This window comes from Streptomonospora salina (assembly GCF_014204715.1).
In the GTDB taxonomy this organism is placed as follows: Bacteria; Actinomycetota; Actinomycetes; order Streptosporangiales; family Streptosporangiaceae; genus Streptomonospora; species Streptomonospora salina.
On record NZ_JACHLY010000001.1, the window covers coordinates 4497779 to 4514034 of the forward strand.

The following is a 16256-nucleotide window of genomic DNA, read 5'->3' on the forward strand; positions in this document are numbered from 1 at the left end:
GGCAGCCGGCACGGCCGGGCGCCTACGCTCGGAGCGTGACCGACATGCTCGACACCGACGACCTCACGACCGCGGTCGCCCGGATGCGCGCAACCCTGGGGCGGGGGCCGGTCGTGGCGCTGACCGGGGCGGGGATCTCGACGGACTCGGGGATCCCCGACTACCGGGGTCCGGATTCGCCGCCGCGCACCCCGATGACCTTCCAGCAGTTCGTCGGGGACGCGGCGTTCCGGCGCCACTACTGGGCCCGCAACCATGTGGGATGGCGCCACGTGCACCGCACCCGCCCCAACGACGGGCACCGCGCGCTGGCCGGATTGGAAGAGGCCGGGGTCGTCTCCGGCGTCATCACCCAGAACGTCGACACGCTGCACGAGATGGCCGGAAGCAGGCGCGTCGTCGACCTGCACGGCCGCTACGACCGGGTGACCTGCCTCTCGTGCGCGGCGGTGATCTCCCGCGATCGGTTGGCCGAGCGCCTCACCGCCCTGAACCCGGGCTTCACCGGCGGAGTGGACGATGTCGAGGTGGCACCCGACGCCGACGCGGTCCTGGCCTCCACCCGCGGCTTCACCGTCGCCGACTGCACCGGCTGCGGCGGGGTCCTCAAGCCCGACATCGTCTACTTCGGTGAGAACGTGCCGCGGCAGCGCGTGCTGGAAAGCTACCGGCTCGTCGACGACGCCGAGGCGCTGCTGGTCGCGGGCTCGTCGCTGACCGTCCTGTCGGGGCGCCGTTTCGCCAAGCGCGCGGCCGACCAGGGCAAACCCGTCGTGATCGTCAACCGCGGCCCCACCCGCTCCGACGCGATCGCCGCGGTCACCGTGGACGCGGGCTGCTCGCCGGCGCTGCGCGCGCTGGAGGCGGCCTACCAGCGCTGAGGGCCGCCTGCGGCGCCGTGGGCGCCCGCTCTTGACGCTCTGCAGTGTGAGCGCTCACACTGGCACCGAGCCACGACGGGTCCGCGATCCGGCGTGCCGCGGCCGAGCGCGCGCCGCGCCCGTCGGCAATCGGGCCCGGTCTTCGGGGACGCCGCATCCGCCCTGCGGTCGGCGGCACAAGGACCACCCCGGAAACCGCGGCCGCCGTCCGTCCCCTCCCACTCGCGGGCGGCGGCCGCGGTCGACCCGGTGCCGGTGCCGCAGAGGGCCGCAGGAGCCCGCCCGCCCCGATGGGGCACACGGTCCGATGCACTCTCAGGATCCGATAGAGTGGACCCGCGCAAGCAAGGGGCTATGGCGCAGCTGGTAGCGCGCCTCCATGGCATGGAGGAGGTCTGGGGTTCGAATCCCCATAGCTCCACCGGATCGGCCCGCGCCGGTCGGCGGCAGAGCACCGTCGGCCGACGCGGGCCGCAGTTCTTTCCCGGGGGACTCCTCGAATCCCCGCAGCTCAGCGGTGCCCGGGCTGACGAACGAAGCCTTGCTTCGGGCCACCGCATCCGGACGAAGACACCGAGCGGGGACCGCGCAGGATCGGTCTGCGCGGTCCCCGCGGCCGGTCGCTCCGGCCGGCTACTTCGGCGTTTCGTCCACCTTGAGCATCACCTCACCCGGCGCCCACAGCGAAACGTCGCGGACGTAGTGGTCGCCGGGGACGTCCTCGGCCTTCTCGACGACGGTCGACCCCGCCTCGTCGCCCTCTGCCGGCGGCTGGGACGAAGCGTCGGCACCCGGGCTGGGCGACGGTGCGGCCCTCGTGCCCTCGGCGCCCTCGGGCTGCTCTCGGCGGACGCGGTACTCGGCGACCCGCTGATCGTGGTCGGCCAGCACGTCCTTCGCCTCGGCGACGGTCATACCGACGATGTCGACGCCCTCCAGCGCCTCGCCCGGCGCCGTCGGGGAGTTCGTGGTCCGGTACTTCTCGTCGTCCTTCGGCACGCGGCCGAAGGCCAGCTCGACCGTGTTCCCGTAGTCCTCGGGTATGCGCACCCCGACCGGGCAGACGCCGTTGGGCGTGCAGTTCTCGGGCGACTCGATCACCTCGACGTCGCGGTCGTCGGTCCCCTCGCCGCTCATGTTCTGGTCCATGTAGGTGAGCGTGCCGACCTGGGTCGGCGAGGCGGGGACGAGCTTGAGGTCCACGTCCAGGCCGTGCGCGGAGAACTCCTCGGCATAGCGCTCGGGGTCGGCTGCGGGGTCCTTGACCTCGGCGACGACGAGTCCGTCTTCGACGTCGATCTCCAGTGCCGCCGCCTCCTGCGGGGCCACGGGCCCGGGCGCCGACGTCGGCATCAGGGCCGTCGCGGCGACAGCCCCCGCGGCGAGTGCTGCCGCGGCGGGTACGGCGATCAGCAGTCGGCGGGTCGTGCGGTTCGGTGCCACAGTGGGTTCCTGTTCCTCTTCGACAATGCTGGCAAGCAGCTCGCGCGCGGCAGGCCGTGCCGGGTCGAGCTCCTCGGACGCGCCCACCCGCGGGCGCAGCTCGGCGATCAGTGGGTCCACCCGGTTGCGGTGCCTCATGAACTCGCTCCTTTCGTGACCGGCCGTTGCAATGGCCGCGGCCGCTCGGGCGCCGCAGCTCCGCCGATGTCCACGCCCGCCTTGCGCAGCGCGCGGGCGAAGCGTCCTCGCGCCCGGTGGAGGCGAACGCGGGCGGTTCCGCGGGTACAGCCCACGGCGACCGCGATCTCGGAAGGGCCGAGCCCTTCCCAGCCGGCGAGGGCCAGCACCTCCCTGTCGGCTTCCGCCAGGGTGCGAAAGACCGCCCCGATGTCGCGCAGACTCTGATCGGCGGTCTCCGGCCGGACGACGTGCACGCGGTTCAGCTCCGCGCGCAGCCGCTCCGTCAGAGCCGAGCGGCGCCGCGCTCCGCGGTGATGGTTGCCCAAGACCTTCCGGGCGACCCCGAAGATCCACGGCCGCGCGCCGCCGTCTGCGGGAACGTCGCCGAGGCGGTTCCACACCGCCACGAACACCTCCGCTACGAGGTCGGCCGCGGACTCGGGATCGTCGACCCGGCGGAGCAGGTAACCGAGCACATCGGAATAGCACTCGGTGTAGAGCGCTTCGAACCTGGCTTCGGGGCCAGTGGGGGGCGCAGGCGGCTCCGATGGGCCGTCAGGGCCGTCATAGGGCAACGTGCTCCCTTTCGCCGGGGTGATCGCGTCCATCGCTCCCCACATGTCCGGTTCGGTCGCCGCGTTACGGTCCGCGGCGGGACCGGTGGCAGATCCGTTCCGGGTGGCCGGTCCCGGCCGCACGGAACCTCGGGACGCACCCCGTTCGTCTCCACGGCGGTCCGGTCGGCGACGGCGCGGGCCGCCCGGAGGCCTCGGGCACGGCGCCCCCCCCGGTCCGGGCCGGAACCTCCCGGTGTCGAGCCGCTGAACCCTGGCGGCGACGGCTATGGGATACCGGGGAACGGAATGTACGTTCTAAGGAGCCCCTTTGTACGGCCCCGCGACCGGTCCGGCCCCCTCCTCCCTACCTCCCGCCCGGTACCCGCGGCCGATGACCAGCAGAGGACGACCGTGACCCCGGATCCCCCCATTCCCCGCCGCAGGCAGGCGGGTCGGCTCCTGATCGCCGGAGGCGCCGCGGCGGCCGCCGCGGCATTGGCGCTGACGGGCGGGCTGCCGGCGTCCGCCGGATCCGCCGCGTCCACCGGGCCCGCCGCGTCCGCCGCGCCGACGGAATCCGGGCAGGAGCACCCGACCGGGGCGAGCGCGCGCATCGCCTACGTCGACTCCTGCGGCCGGGGCGCGATCGGGCGGGTCGGCACCGGTGACGGGGCCGTCGGCGACACCGCCGCCGACTGGAGCGAGGACCCCTCCGGGGTGGCCGGGGACGTGCACTTCGCCGCCGAACCCGACAACGCCTACAGCTCCGTGATCTACGACGGCGGCAGGCTCACGGCCGCCGCCGGGGTCGCCGGAGTGCGCTTCACCCCCGACTGCCGCGCCGACGGTCCCGTCCCCTCCGCGCGGCCCCGGGTCACCGACGCCTTCGGCCGCGACTCCCTGCTGGAACTGGACTCCGCCTCCTCCACCGCGTGGTGGAGCGCCGCATCCGGCTCCGGCGCCCGGATCACCGTCCGCGGTTTGGAGATCCTCGGCCGGACCGCCGACGTCTCCGACGGCGACTACACCGGCACCTTCACCGCCGACTCCGGCGACGGGCAGGTCACCGTCTCCGTCACGGCCCGACGCCGCGTCGACGCGCCCGAAGAGGGCGGACCTCCCCCCGCCTCCGGCGGGCCGCCCCCGCCCGAACGCGCCGGGGCGTCGCTGTCCGTGCGATTCGAGGTCGCCCGGGTCGACGCCGACGGCGACCCGGTCAGCGAGTTCCACTACGGCGTCGAGTTCGCAGGTACGGCGGTCCGCATACCGGCCGGCGGTGTGCCCGAAACCCCGGGGCCGGGGGCCGCGACCGCCGCCCCCGATCCCGGCCCCACCGTCGCTTCGCCCGCCTCGCCCGCCTCACCCGGAGTCCCGGAGGAGACCGGGGACGCCCCCGAGGACCCGCCGCCCGCCGCCCGGTCCGACGACGCGGAGGACCCCGAACCGACGTCCCGGCCCGGCACCGCGGCGGGGGCCACACGGTCGGCCGAACCGCCGCCGGGAGCGCGGGGGGCGTCCGGAGATCCGGCGCCGCGGGAGTCCGCCACCGGGCCCACGGTGGCGGCGCCGACCGTCCCCGAGCACGCTCCGTCGGTGGACCCGGGGAGCGGCGGTACGAATCCGGCCGGCGGCCGGCTGCCGGTTGCGGGAAGCGCGCTGATCGGGCTGGTGGCGACCGGCCTCGCGGCCCTGGGAGGCGGCGGCACCGCGATCTACCTCGGCCGCGGCCGCAAGTCCGGTTTCGACGGCGACGACGTCGCCGGCTCCCGCGCGCCGCGTACCCCCGGCCGGGACCGGCCCTGACCGCGCATCCGCGACCGGGCGGGCGGCGTGCGGAGGCGGCCTGCCGCGGGTAGTGGGGGACCGGGCGGGTACACCGCACCCGCCGCGTCGACCGTCGAGGAGGCACGGGGATGTCGCTGACCATGGGCGGAGGGCCGTTCGCGCACGACGCGCCCGCCGCGGTGAACTACCGGATCGAGTCGCCGCACCACTCGCTGTTCATGCACGCCTTCCCCCGGCGGGTGCGCGCCGAGCTGGGCGGAGAGACGGTGCTCGACTCGCGGCGCGGGATGCTGCTGCACGAGACGTCGCTGCTGCCGCAGCTGTACGTGCCCACCGAGGACATCGCCGAACAGTTGCTGGCACCCAGCGACCGCACCACCCACTGCCCCTACAAGGGCGACGCGTCCTACCGGCACCTGCGGGTAGGCGACCGGGCGGCGGAGAACGCCGTGTGGTCCTACCCCGAACCCGCGCCCGAAGCCGGGTGGCTGGCCGGCTTCTCGGCGATGTACTGGAACGCGGCCGACGCCTGGTACGACGAGGACGAGCCCGTGCGCGGCCACCTGCGCGACCCCTACCACCGGGTCGACACCCGGCCCGCTTCGCTTCTCGTGCGGGTCGCGTGGGGCGACACGGTGATCGCGCGCTCGGCCCGGCCCGCGCTGCTCTCCGAGACCGGGCTGCCCAACCGTTACTATCTCCCGCCCGACGACGTGCGCCGCGAGCTACTGGTTCCCGGCCGTACCCGCACCATGTGCCCCTACAAAGGGCGGGCGACCTACTGGACCCTGCGCCTGCACGACCGTGAGATCGCCGACGTGGCCTGGTCCTACGACGACCCGCTCAAGGACGCGCGCGACGTGCGGGGCCACTTCTGCTTCCTGCACGAGGACCTCTCCGTCGTGGCGGAACGCGTCTGATCTCCGCAGCCGCAGCCGCAGCCCCAGCCGGTCGGCGGGCGCGCGGGCCCGGCGGCGGAGCCTGTGGATACGCCGCCCGGCACGTCCCCGGCGAGCGGTACTGTCGCACGCGTGGCTGAACTTCCCGATGTCGAAACCCTGCTCGCCGCCGCCGTCCGGTCCGTCGGCGGCACGCGCCGCGACGGCCAGGCCGCCATGGCCGAGGCGGTCACCACCGCCGTCGACACCGGCGAGCATCTCGTCGTGCAGGCGGGGACCGGTACCGGGAAGTCGCTGGCCTACCTGGTGCCGGCCCTGCGCTACGCCTTGGCTGAGGACACCACGGCCGTGGTCACCACGGCCACTCTGGCTCTGCAGCGCCAGCTGATCGAACGCGACCTGCCGCGGTTGTCGGCCGCGCTGGCTCCGCTGCTGCACCGCGAGCCCACCTTCGCCGTCCTCAAGGGCCGGCGCAACTACCTGTGCCGCCACCGCCTGAACGGCGCCGAGGCACCCGACGACGACACGGAGCTGTTCGACCCCCGGCAGCTGTCCTCCGTGGGACGCCAGGTCAAACGGCTGCACGAATGGGCCGAGGAGACCGTCACCGGCGACCGCGACGAGCTCGCGCCCGGCGTCAGCGACCTCGCCTGGCGGCAGGTGTCGGTCTCGGCCAACGAGTGCGTGGGCGCGTCGGTGTGCCCCTTCGGCCAGGAGTGCTTCTCCGAACAGGCTCGGGCCGAGGCCGGCGGCGCCGACATCGTCGTCACCAACCACGCCATGCTGGCCGTTTCGGCCATGCAGGGGTACCAGCTGCTTCCCGAGCACGGGGTCCTCGTGATCGACGAGGCCCACGAGCTCGTCGACCGGGTCACGTCGGTGGCCACGGGCGAGCTGGGGGAGCGGGCCGTGGCCACCGCCGCCAAGCGCGCCTCCCGGTTGGCGGAGGCCGACCTCACCGAGCGGCTCGGCGAGTCCGGCGACGGCCTGGCGCTGATGTTCGGCGAGGCCGACGCCGGCCGGCTCGACCAGCTCCCCGATTCCCTGGCGGGGGCCGTGGCCGCCGTCCGCGACGCCGCCCACGCCTGCCTGACCGCCGTCCGCAGCGGCTCCACCGAACAGGACCCCGACCTCGCCACCGGGCGCAAGCAGGCGCTGGCGGCGCTGGAAGACGTGCACGACACCGCGGTGCGGATCCTGGAGTCCTTCGAGCCGCCGCTGCGTGAGCGCACCGACGTCGTGTGGCTCGCGAAGGGGCCCAAGCAGTCCCCGACCCTGCAGGTGGCTCCGCTGGCCGTGAGCGGGCTGCTGCGCGAGAAGCTCTTCGGCGACCGCACCACGGTGGTGCTCACCTCGGCGACCCTGGCCCTGGGCGGAACCTTCGCTCCGCTGGCCGCCCAGTGGGGGCTGGGGCGCGAGTCCACGGATGCGGCGACGGCGGCCGCCGCGGACGGATCGAGCGGCCCGGACGCATCCGCCGATCCGGACGTATCCGCCGACGGCGGCGGCGCCGACCGGGCGGAGGACCCGGACCGCGCCGCCGGCGAGCCCCGCTGGCGCGGCCTGGACGTCGGATCGCCCTTCGACCACGCCCGCAGCGGCATCCTGTACGTCGCCCGGCACCTGCCCCCGCCGGGGCGCGACGGGCTCGACTCCCGCTATCTGGACGAGATCACCGGCCTGGTCGAGGCCTCCGGCGGCCGTGCGCTGGGCCTGTTCTCGTCGATGCGCGCCGCCGCGCAGGCCGCAGAGGAGCTGCGCGAGCGCGTGGACGTTCCCGTCCTGTGCCAGGGCGAGGACTCCACCGGCCGCCTCGTCGAGGAGTTCGCCGAGGACGAGTCCTCCTGCCTGTTCGGCACGCTGTCGCTGTGGCAGGGCGTCGACGTCCCCGGCCCCTCGCTGCAGCTGGTCATCGTCGACCGCGTCCCGTTCCCGCGCCCCGACGATCCGCTCGCCTCGGCCCGTCAGCGCGCCGTCGGCGCCCGGGGCGGCAACGGCTTCATGGCGGTGGCGGCCACGCACGCCGCGCTGCTGCTGGCGCAGGGCACCGGCCGGCTACTGCGTTCGGCACAGGACCGCGGTGTGGTGGCGGTGCTCGACCCGCGGCTGGCCACCGCGCGCTACAGCGGGTTCCTGCGTTCCTCGCTTCCGCCGTACTGGGGCACCGCCGACCCCGACGTCGCCCGGTCGGCGCTGCGCCGGCTCGCGCAGGCTCCGGCCGCGGACTGAACCGGAAGCGGGGGTCAGCGCCGCAGGCGGTAGCCGAACAGCCGGACGGCGTATCCCGGGGTGTCGTCGTCGGCCGGCTGGATGTACCACCGGTCGTCGTTGTCGCCGATCGCCAGTTCGTTCCACATCAGGTCGATCAGTTTGAGCCGCGCCACGACCGAAGAACCGGGGTCGAGCACGATCGCATAGGAGTGGTCGGCCAGCCGCTGGGTGACCATGCCCACGGGCTGGCCGTCCCAGATGGCGGGCACCGGTGCGTGGCCGATGTCGACGCCGCACAACCGGAGCTGCTCGACCTCCTCGTCCAGGGCTTCGGCGGCCATCGCCTGGTCGAGGTCGAGGGCCTCCTCCAGCTCGTCGCGCTCCTCGTCGTCGCGCAGGTAGGCGTGGTAGGTGCGGTGTCCGCAGGCGCGGCACAGTCGCCAGACGACGCACCGGGCGAGCCCGTAGGCCGACTGCGCCTCGCCGATCGCCCGATAGGCGCTGACCATCCGGCTCGTACCGCATTCACAGCACAAGGCGGTGAGATCCTGCTTCATCCTTAGTCCCCCTCCCATGGTGAGTATGCGATGCCGGACCCTGATTAGGGAACCCGGCCGCCCGAGGAACCGCGGCGATCCGCCGTCGCCACCAGCCCGAAAACCCGGCGGCTCCGGGTGTCCGGAAGGCGGGGAATCGGTGCGCGTCAGCGTGGCGCGGAGTCCTGGTCCGCGCTGTCGGCGCCGCTGCCGCCGCCGCGGCGGGTGAGCGAGGCGGGCGCGGCGGACCGCAGGCGGGCGAGCAGCCGCGCGAGTCCGGCGGCCCCGGCACCGCCGGCGGGGGCGGCGGGGACGGCGGCGCCGCTCTCCGCGGCGCCGTCCGCGGCCGGGGCGGCCTCCTGCTCGGATCCGTCGCCGGGCACTCCGGATACGTCGGCGGAGCCCCCCGGACCCAGGAGCGGATGCTCGGCGACCTGGTAGCGGCGGATGTAGACGCTCAAAAACGCCTGCAGACTGGCGCCGGCCGGCAGCGCCAGCAGCGCGCCCGGGACCCCCAGGACCGCGGCTCCGGCGAGGACCGCGCCGAAGGCCACAGCGGGGTGCATGTCCAGTGTCCGCGCGGTGATCCGCGGCTGGAGCAGGTAGTTCTCGAACTGCTGGTAGACCACGACGAAGACCAGCATCCACAGCGCCGGCCAGGCGCCCTGCATCAGCGCGACCAGCACCGGCACGGCCCCGCCGATGTAGGTGCCCACGGTCGGGATGAACTGGGAGAGGACACCCACCCACAGCGCCAGAGCGAACGCGTAATGGATGTCCAGAACGACCAGGGCCAGGTAGTGGGCGATCGTCGCGATCAGCGCCAGCAGCGCGCGGGAGTAGATGTAGCCGCCCGTCTTGCTGATGGCGATCTCCCAGGCGCGCAGCACCTCGCTCTGCGTCCGCGGCGGCAGCACCGAGCAGATCGTCCGCCGGAACCGGGGCCCGTCGGCGGTCAGATAGAAGGTGAACAGCGCGATCGTCAACCCGTTGAACAGCAGCGACAGCAGCGTCGTGCCGGCGCCCCAGGCGTTCTCGGCGAGGCTGGAGGCGTACTGGTCGACCAGCCCGGTGGCGTCGGTGATCTCGCTGAGCAGCGTGTTGGGGGAGAAGCTGGTGTTGAACGTGACGTTGACCCAGTTCAGCAGGCCGCGGCTCATCACGGGGACCTGGTCGATGAACTCCAGGACCTGGCCGATGAGCATCGACCCCAGGACCGAGAAGAACGCCCCCACCATCGTGACGACGCCCAGCATCACCGCGCCGGTGGCGGGACCGCGCGGCCAGCGGTGGCTGTGCAGCCAATTGACCGCCGGCTCCAGCGCCAGCGCGAGGAACAGCGACACCAGCAGGAGCACCAGCAGACCCCGAAGCTGCAGGAACAGCCACCCCGCGACCGCGAAGGCGACGACGGTCCAGGCGATCAGCATCAGCGCTCGCGGCAGCCACGGGGGCACGCCGTTCTTGCCAGCTGGATCCGGGGCCGTCATGAGCGCGGGTCGCCTTCCTGCCGCCGAGCGCAGGGCTCGGTTCACTGCTGCGCGGAGGAGCCGGGTGGACTGCGGCCGCGGGGCCGCGCCCGCCTCCACCGCCGGGGCCGGCGGCGGGGCGGCGCAGGCGGTGCCGTCCTGGTGCCTACTCGTCCATCGAGAGGCCGCGCTTGTTGCGCGCGGTCCAGTCGCGCATGCGCTGCGGATAGCCGACGACGTGAACGTCGTGGACCGGGGCCGCCAGGTTGCGGGCGACCCTGTGGATGACCTGGGGCGATCCGACGCGGCGGCGGATCCACTCGCCGTCGGTCGCCACGGCCACCGCCGTGGTGCCGGTGGCGAAGGTCTCGGGTTCGACGAAGAACTCCACGCCCACCTTGCTGCCGTGGAAATCCATCAGCGCGCGGATATCGGAGTCCTCGGCAGCACGGTCGAAACGGGCCTTGCTCTGGCGCCTCGCCTTGCGGAGCCCGAACCGGTCTTTCGTCTTGCGGAGCCCCAACCGGTCTCGCCATCCCATATGCCGTCTGCGCTCCCGTCGCTGCCGCCGCGTACCCGCGGCCTCGTCCATGTCGCTCCCCCGGTCCGCATTCGAGTCTATCCGCCGATACCGCCATCGGATTCGGGCGTTTTCCCCGCCCCCGGGTGATCGCGCTGCTACGTTCGGTTGCATCCCTCAGCGGTGTCGACGCGGCCGCGAGCGCCGCAGGGGCCCGGACCGGCACGGAGGAGATCAGAGGGGGTCTGCATCCATGGCGCTGTGGAGATGGCTGGGCGAGACCGCACGGGAGCTGCGGGCCGACGGCCAGGGGGAGCTGGCCGAAAGCCTGGTACGGCTCGCCCAGATGGCCGCCGAAGGCCAGGCCGACGCCGCGGACGACGCCCGGCCGGCGGCCGAGCGGGCGGCCCGGGCAGCCTCCGCGCCGAGCTGGGCCGCACCTCTGATGGGGCACTGGCCGCTGGCCGCGCGGGTCGGCGACCGCGCCGAAGGCCGGACCGCGCTGCCCGGGGCGCTGGCGCGCCTGCGCGCCTCCCACGCCGGCGGCGACGACGGTGCGGGCGGCGCCGCGGCCGGGTGCGCTCCGGCCGCCTGCTCCGCCGAACCCGTGCTGGCCTGCTACGCCAACATCGACGGCCCCGGCCACGTGGTCGACCGCGCCACGCTGGTGGCCGAGAGCCTCGGCCACACCCGGCCCGGCGAACCCGCCTGGGAGGCGCTGGTGCTGGCCCAGGCCGACATGCTCGTCGACGACGATCGCCCCGACGAGGCGATCCGCGAGCTCGACGCCCGCGCCGCCGCGGCCCGCGACGGCGGGCCGGGCGTCAGCCTGGACTACGCCTTCGGCTACGTGCGCGCCTTGCGCCACCTCGACCGCTACGACGAGGCGCTGTCGGCGCTGGAGCGGGTGGAGTCCGGGATGACCGCCGCCTGGCCGGGCGGGGCGGCCCGCGCGGCGGCACGCCGCCGCTTGGATATGGAACGCGCCCGGGTGCTGGCATGGCTGGCGCGCGCCGGCCGGTGCGACCGCGAGGAGGCCCGCGCGGCGCTGCCCGAGCGGCGCGAGGCCGACGCCCATCCGCGCCTGCGGACGGCCTGGGCGGAGGCGGCGGAGCACCTGGTCGCCGCGGGGGCACTGGACAACGACTGGCGGCTGGGCACCGCGCTGACCGCGTGGTCGCGCTACTTCGAGCGCGTCGGTTCCGACCGGCTGTGCCTGCGGGTGGGGCTGACCGCTGCGCGCTTGGGGGTGGCCCGCGGGGCCCGCTGGACGGCCGACACCGCGCTGAGGCGCAGCGAGCGCGCCCTGGAGCGGGTGCGGCGCGCCGACGAGGAGGCCGGCGACCTCGACGAAGTCCGCGCCGACGCCGCCCGCCGCGGCCCCCGGGAGATGCCCGTGCCCGCCGCCGAGGTGCTGGCGCTGCTGCGCGGGCAGTCGCCGGAGGAGGTCGATCCCGAGTACCAGGCCGATCTGGTGACGGCGGCGCTCCGGGAGCGCCCCGGCGACCCCGCGCTGCTCAACGCGCTGGGCCAAGTCGGGCGCACCCTGGGGCTCACCGACGCCGCGGCCGAACTGCACTGGCCGCGGGTGCGCTCGGCCCCCGGCGACCGGAAGGCCGCGCTGTCGCTGTTGGAGACGCTGCTGGCGGACGAGGACACCGCGGGCATGCGCACCCTGGTCCGCCATCTCACCGGCGCCGCGCTGGGCCCGGGAGGGACCGGGACCGCCCCCGGCGCCGCCGGCACGGCGGTGTCGCCCGCCGGAGCCCCCGTCGGCTGAGCACCCGCCCCTGGAGCGGGGCGCCCCGGCGCCGGTGACCGTGCGTCCTGAAGGCCGTCGGCGGGCAGGCGGACCGAACCGGCCGGTCAGCCCTGGAGGGCGCGGGCCAGGTCCTGCCCGGGTGCATACGCCAGGGCCTCCTCCGGCAGCGCGACGGGGCGGCCGCTGGCCAGGACGGTGACGGTACCCGTGGGCGCGAGGGCGGGAGCCGGAGCCGATCCGAGGCGGCGCAGGGTCTGGGCCGCCACCGCCTCGGCCGCGGTGTAGAGTTCGGCCCGGCCCGCCAGAGCGTCCGATACCGCCTTCTGGACCAGGTCGTAATGGGTGCAGCCGAGCACCACGGCAGCGGCATCCGGCGAGGTGCGCCCGGCTGCGTGGTCGACCGCCGCTTCCACGGCGCCCGGATCGGCCGACTCGATCGCCTCGGCCAGGCCCGGACACGGCACCGATTCGATCTCCACCCCCTGGCCGAACTCCTCGATGAGGCCCTGCTGGTAGTGGCTGCGGGAGGTGGCCACCGTCGCCCACACGGCGACCGGCCCTCCGCGCGCGGCGGCGGGCTTGATCGGCGGCACGGTGCCGACCACCGGGATCCGCGGTTCGAACGCGGCGCGCAGCGACGCCAGCCCGTGCACCGAGGCCGTGTTGCACGGCACCACGATCGCGTCGAGCGCGGCGTGCTCCCGGCCCGCGTCGGCGGCGTCCAGCGCCGCCCGGGCGCCGTCCAGCACCCGGCCTACGATCGCTTCCGGGGCGCGTGAACCCCAGGGCATGTGGTCGGGGTCCATGGAGAGCACCAGATCGGCGTCGGGCCGCGCCGCGCGCACGGCGGCGACGGTCGAGAGCATGCCGATCCCGGAATCGATGAAAGCGATGCGCACGTCGCCGATCCTACGCCGTGCCGCGTGCGCCCGGTGGCACGGAATCCGCGGCGCGGGGTGCGTCGCGGGCGTGCCGCCGACCGTCCGGCGGCCGGACCCGCGCCGCTTCGCGCGCGGGAGGTATCGGCGCGCTCGAATCCGGGAATCGCACAGGGAGGCGCCGGGGCCGGTTCCGGCCGGTCGGGGGCCGCGGCGGCGCCCCCGACCTGGGGCCGGAAGGTGGGTTGTACTGGTCACACGCCTGATCGGGCTACCGGCGGGTAAAAGGGGAATAGTGTGTTCCACGGCCTGCCGCAGGATCGGCAGCGCGGCACGACGGCAGCGGCGCGAACGTGCGCCGAGCGGGTTGAGAAGCGGGTGAGAGCGATTCGTCAGTCATCGCAGCGGGACTTCGCCGATCACGTCGAGGCCGTGCAGCGCCTTCGGCGCGACTACGCGCAGCTGCCCGTCGACGCCCCGGTCCGGCTGGCCAAGCCCACCTCCAACCTGTTCCGGTTCCGCGACTCCGCCGACACGCCCCGACTCGACGTTTCGGCGTTCAACCGGGTGCTGGCCGTCGATCCCGTCGAACGGGTCGCCGAGGTCGGCGGTATGACGACGTACGAGGACCTGGTGGCGGCGACTCTGCCGCACGGCCTCATGCCGACGGTGGTGCCGCAGCTGCGCACCATCACCCTCGGCGGCGCGGTCACCGGGCTGGGAATCGAGTCCTCCTCGTTCCGCAACGGCCTGCCGCACGAGGCGGTCGAGGAGATCGAGATCCTCACCGGATCCGGCGACGTCGTCACCGCCCGCCGCGACAACGAGCACAGCGAGCTGTTCTACGGATTCCCCAACTCCTACGGAACCCTGGGCTACAGCCTGCGCCTGCGCATCGAGCTGGAGCCGGTCAAGCCCTACGTCCACCTGCGCCACCTGCGGTTCGGCAGCGGCAAGGAGGCGATGGAGGCCCTCGAGCGGATCTGCTCCGATGCCGAATACCGGGGGGAGCGTGCCGACTTCGTCGACGGTGTCGCCTTCGGCCCCGGCGAGCTGTACCTCACCCTGGCCTCCTTCGTCGACAAGGCGCCCTGGACCAGCGACTACACCGGTTCCGACATCTACTACCGGTCCATTCCGCGCTACGCGGAGCCCGGCCCGGGCGACTACCTCACCGTCCACGACTACCTGTGGCGCTGGGACACCGACTGGTTCTGGTGCTCGGGCGCTTTCGGGCTGAACAACCCGACGGTGCGCCGGCTGTGGCCGCGGTCGCTGAAGCGCTCCGACGTCTACCGCAAGCTCGTGGCCTGGGACCGGCGCACCGACTTCAGCCGGCTGCTCGACCACTACCGCGGCCGCCCCCAGCAGGAGCCGGTGATCCAGGACGTCGAGGTCGGCGTCGAACGCGGTGCGGAGTTCCTCGACTTCTTCCATTCCGAGGTCGGCATGTCGCCGATCTGGATGTGCCCCCTGCGCCTGCGCGAGAACGTCGAGCCGGCCGCAGGGCGCGCACACGTGTGGCCGCTGTACCCGCTGGAGCGGGAGCGGCTCTATGTCAACTTCGGGTTCTGGGGAATGGTCCCCATGCAGCCCGGGCAGCGGCGGGCCCACCACAACCGGTCGGTCGAGGAGGAGGTCTCGCGGCTGGGCGGACACAAGTCGCTGTACTCGGACGCGTTCTATTCCGAGGACGAGTTCTGGCGGTTGTACAACGGCGAGGGCTACCTGAGGCTCAAGCACGCCTACGACCCCGACGAGCGGCTCCTGGACCTCTACGCCAAGTGCGTGGGCAACAAGTGAGGCGCCGGCCCACCGTGCGGTGTGGGCGGGCGCGGGTGAGAAGGGAAGAAGAATGCGGCTAGCGGAGATCTTCGAACGCGTCGTCGGCACGGGCGCACCTGTTCGCTTCCGCGCCTACGACGGCAGCACGGCCGGCGACCCCGACAGCGACACGACGATGGTCGTGCGCACCCCGGTGGCGCTGAACTACCTGGCGCAGTCGCCGGGGGCGATGGGGCTGACACGCGCCTACGTATCCGGGCACATCGACGTCGAGGGCGACATGTACACCGCCCTGGACCGGATGGCCGACCTCGCTTTCAACGACGGTCCGCGGCTCTCTCCGGCGGAGATGGCGCGCATCGCACGCGGTATCGGCTGGGTGAAGTTCGCCAACCGCGTGGCTCCCCCGCCGCAGGAGATGCGCCGCGGCAAGCTCTCGTGGCTGGGTACCCGCCACGCCAAGAGCCGCGACGCCGAGGTGATCCACCACCACTACGACGTGTCCAACGCCTTCTACGAGCTGGTGCTGGGCGAGTCGATGACCTACACCTGCGCCGTGTTCGGCAGCGAGGAGACCTCGCTGGAGCGGGCCCAGTTCGACAAGCACGACCTGGTGGCCCGCAAGCTCGGCCTGGAGGAGGGCATGCGGCTGCTCGACGTCGGATGCGGGTGGGGCGGCATGGTCATGCACGCCGCCCGCGAGTACGGGGTCAAGGCCCTGGGCGTGACCCTGTCCAAGGAGCAGGCGGAATGGGCGAGCAAGCACATCGCCCAGGAGGGCTTGTCGGACCTGGCCGAGGTCCGCCACATGGACTACCGGGACCTGCCCGACGGCATCTACGACCGGGTCAGCTCCATCGGCCTCACCGAGCACATCGGCAAGAAGAACCTGTCCGGCTACTTCGACGGGCTCTACGCCAAGCTCAAGCCGGGCGGCCGGCTGCTCAACCACTGCATCACCCGCCCCCGCAACGACCTGCCGGCGATGAAGCCCGGCGGCGTGATCAACCGCTACGTCTTCCCCGACGGCGAGTTGGAGGGGCCGGGCGAGATCCAGATGCGGATGAACGACGCCGGCTTCGAGGTCCGCCACCAGGAGAACCTGCGCGAGCACTACGCACTGACGCTGCGGCAGTGGGCGGCGAACCTGGACCGCAACTGGGACGAGGCCGTGCGCGAGGTCGGCGAGGGCACCGCCCGGGTGTGGCGGCTGTACATGAACGGCTGCATCCTCGGTTTCGAGCGCGACGTCGTCCAGCTGCACCAGATCCTGGGCGTCAAGCTCGACGGCACCGACGCGCACATGCCGCTGCGGCCGAGCTTCGCGTGACCGGGACCGGCCGGGCGGTG

General features: G+C 73.8%; 13 protein-coding genes and 1 tRNA gene. 8 read left to right on the top strand and 6 right to left on the bottom strand.

The features are described from left to right. Positions 1-44: 44 nt before the first annotated feature. On the top strand, positions 45-881 hold the full coding sequence (locus HNR25_RS20360) for a Sir2 family NAD-dependent protein deacetylase (RefSeq protein ID WP_246464628.1): 837 nt from the start codon (positions 45-47) through the stop codon (positions 879-881). A gap of 348 nt (positions 882-1229) precedes the next feature. Next, positions 1230-1302, top strand: a tRNA-Ala gene (locus HNR25_RS20365). A gap of 212 nt (positions 1303-1514) precedes the next feature. Here HNR25_RS20365 and HNR25_RS20370 read toward each other — a convergent pair. Further along, complete coding sequence (locus tag HNR25_RS20370) at positions 1515-2462, bottom strand: hypothetical protein (RefSeq protein WP_184637744.1); 948 nt, start codon at positions 2460-2462, stop codon at positions 1515-1517. Next, positions 2459-3112, bottom strand: a complete 654-nt coding sequence (locus tag HNR25_RS20375; protein WP_184637746.1) for an RNA polymerase sigma factor — start codon at positions 3110-3112, stop codon at positions 2459-2461. Before HNR25_RS20375 ends, HNR25_RS20370 begins: the two co-directional genes overlap by 4 nt. 360 nt (positions 3113-3472) lie before the next feature. On the opposite strand from HNR25_RS20375, the gene HNR25_RS20380 reads away from it, so the two are divergent. The 3 genes from HNR25_RS20380 (at position 3473) to HNR25_RS20390 (ending at position 7974) form a co-directional block, all read left to right on the top strand. After that, a complete protein-coding gene (locus HNR25_RS20380) occupies positions 3473-4864 on the top strand; it encodes a hypothetical protein (protein ID WP_184637748.1) in 1392 nt (463 codons plus the stop codon). A 110-nt stretch (positions 4865-4974) separates the two neighbouring features. Continuing rightward, positions 4975-5766 (top strand): DUF427 domain-containing protein, encoded by a 792-nt coding sequence (locus tag HNR25_RS20385; protein WP_184637750.1) that lies wholly within the window; start codon positions 4975-4977, stop codon positions 5764-5766. 111 nt (positions 5767-5877) lie between these two features. Further along, a complete protein-coding gene (locus tag HNR25_RS20390) occupies positions 5878-7974 on the top strand; it encodes an ATP-dependent DNA helicase (RefSeq protein WP_312862655.1) in 2097 nt (698 codons plus the stop codon). 14 nt (positions 7975-7988) lie between these two features. On the opposite strand, the gene HNR25_RS20395 is transcribed toward HNR25_RS20390, so the two are convergent. The 3 genes from HNR25_RS20395 to HNR25_RS20405 all read right to left on the bottom strand — a co-directional run bounded on the left by HNR25_RS20395 (position 7989) and on the right by HNR25_RS20405 (position 10502). Beyond that, on the bottom strand, positions 7989-8513 hold the full coding sequence (locus HNR25_RS20395; protein WP_184637751.1) for a DUF6315 family protein: 525 nt from the start codon (positions 8511-8513) through the stop codon (positions 7989-7991). A 146-nt stretch (positions 8514-8659) separates the two neighbouring features. Further along, complete coding sequence (locus HNR25_RS20400; protein ID WP_184637753.1) at positions 8660-9982, bottom strand: AI-2E family transporter; 1323 nt, start codon at positions 9980-9982, stop codon at positions 8660-8662. A gap of 145 nt (positions 9983-10127) precedes the next feature. Continuing rightward, positions 10128-10502, bottom strand: a complete 375-nt coding sequence (locus HNR25_RS20405) for a hypothetical protein (protein ID WP_184637755.1) — start codon at positions 10500-10502, stop codon at positions 10128-10130. Between the two features lie 232 nt (positions 10503-10734). Here HNR25_RS20405 and HNR25_RS20410 point away from each other — a divergent pair, with 232 nt between their 5' ends. Beyond that, on the top strand, positions 10735-12261 hold the full coding sequence (locus HNR25_RS20410) for a hypothetical protein (protein WP_246463785.1): 1527 nt from the start codon (positions 10735-10737) through the stop codon (positions 12259-12261). 86 nt (positions 12262-12347) lie between these two features. Here the strand turns inward: HNR25_RS20410 and HNR25_RS20415 are convergent, their stop codons facing one another. Further along, positions 12348-13109: a glutamate racemase gene (locus HNR25_RS20415; protein WP_184639605.1), complete on the bottom strand. Its 762-nt coding sequence runs from the start codon at positions 13107-13109 to the stop codon at positions 12348-12350. Between the two features lie 390 nt (positions 13110-13499). On the opposite strand from HNR25_RS20415, the gene HNR25_RS20420 reads away from it, so the two are divergent. Then, the gene (locus HNR25_RS20420) at positions 13500-14924 is read left to right on the top strand and encodes an FAD-binding oxidoreductase (protein WP_184637756.1); all 1425 of its coding nucleotides are present in this window, start codon (positions 13500-13502) and stop codon (positions 14922-14924) included. A gap of 52 nt (positions 14925-14976) precedes the next feature. Beyond that, a complete protein-coding gene (locus tag HNR25_RS20425) occupies positions 14977-16236 on the top strand; it encodes an SAM-dependent methyltransferase (RefSeq protein ID WP_184637758.1) in 1260 nt (419 codons plus the stop codon). The last annotated feature ends 20 nt before the right edge of the window (positions 16237-16256 follow it).

Bases quoted from the DNA above. Each gene is read 5' to 3' on its own strand.
- HNR25_RS20360 (WP_246464628.1), top strand. From the start codon at position 45: ATGCTCGACACCGACGACCTCACGACCGCGGTCGCCCGGATGCGCGCA.
- HNR25_RS20370 (WP_184637744.1), bottom strand. From the start codon at position 2,462: ATGAGGCACCGCAACCGGGTGGACCCACTGATCGCCGAGCTGCGCCCG.
- HNR25_RS20375 (WP_184637746.1), bottom strand. From the start codon at position 3,112: ATGGACGCGATCACCCCGGCGAAAGGGAGCACGTTGCCCTATGACGGC.
- HNR25_RS20385 (WP_184637750.1), top strand. From the start codon at position 4,975: ATGTCGCTGACCATGGGCGGAGGGCCGTTCGCGCACGACGCGCCCGCC.
- HNR25_RS20395 (WP_184637751.1), bottom strand. From the start codon at position 8,513: ATGAAGCAGGATCTCACCGCCTTGTGCTGTGAATGCGGTACGAGCCGG.
- HNR25_RS20400 (WP_184637753.1), bottom strand. From the start codon at position 9,982: ATGACGGCCCCGGATCCAGCTGGCAAGAACGGCGTGCCCCCGTGGCTG.
- HNR25_RS20405 (WP_184637755.1), bottom strand. From the start codon at position 10,502: ATGGGATGGCGAGACCGGTTGGGGCTCCGCAAGACGAAAGACCGGTTC.
- HNR25_RS20410 (WP_246463785.1), top strand. From the start codon at position 10,735: ATGGCGCTGTGGAGATGGCTGGGCGAGACCGCACGGGAGCTGCGGGCC.
- HNR25_RS20415 (WP_184639605.1), bottom strand. From the start codon at position 13,109: ATGCTCTCGACCGTCGCCGCCGTGCGCGCGGCGCGGCCCGACGCCGAT.
- HNR25_RS20425 (WP_184637758.1), top strand. From the start codon at position 14,977: ATGCGGCTAGCGGAGATCTTCGAACGCGTCGTCGGCACGGGCGCACCT.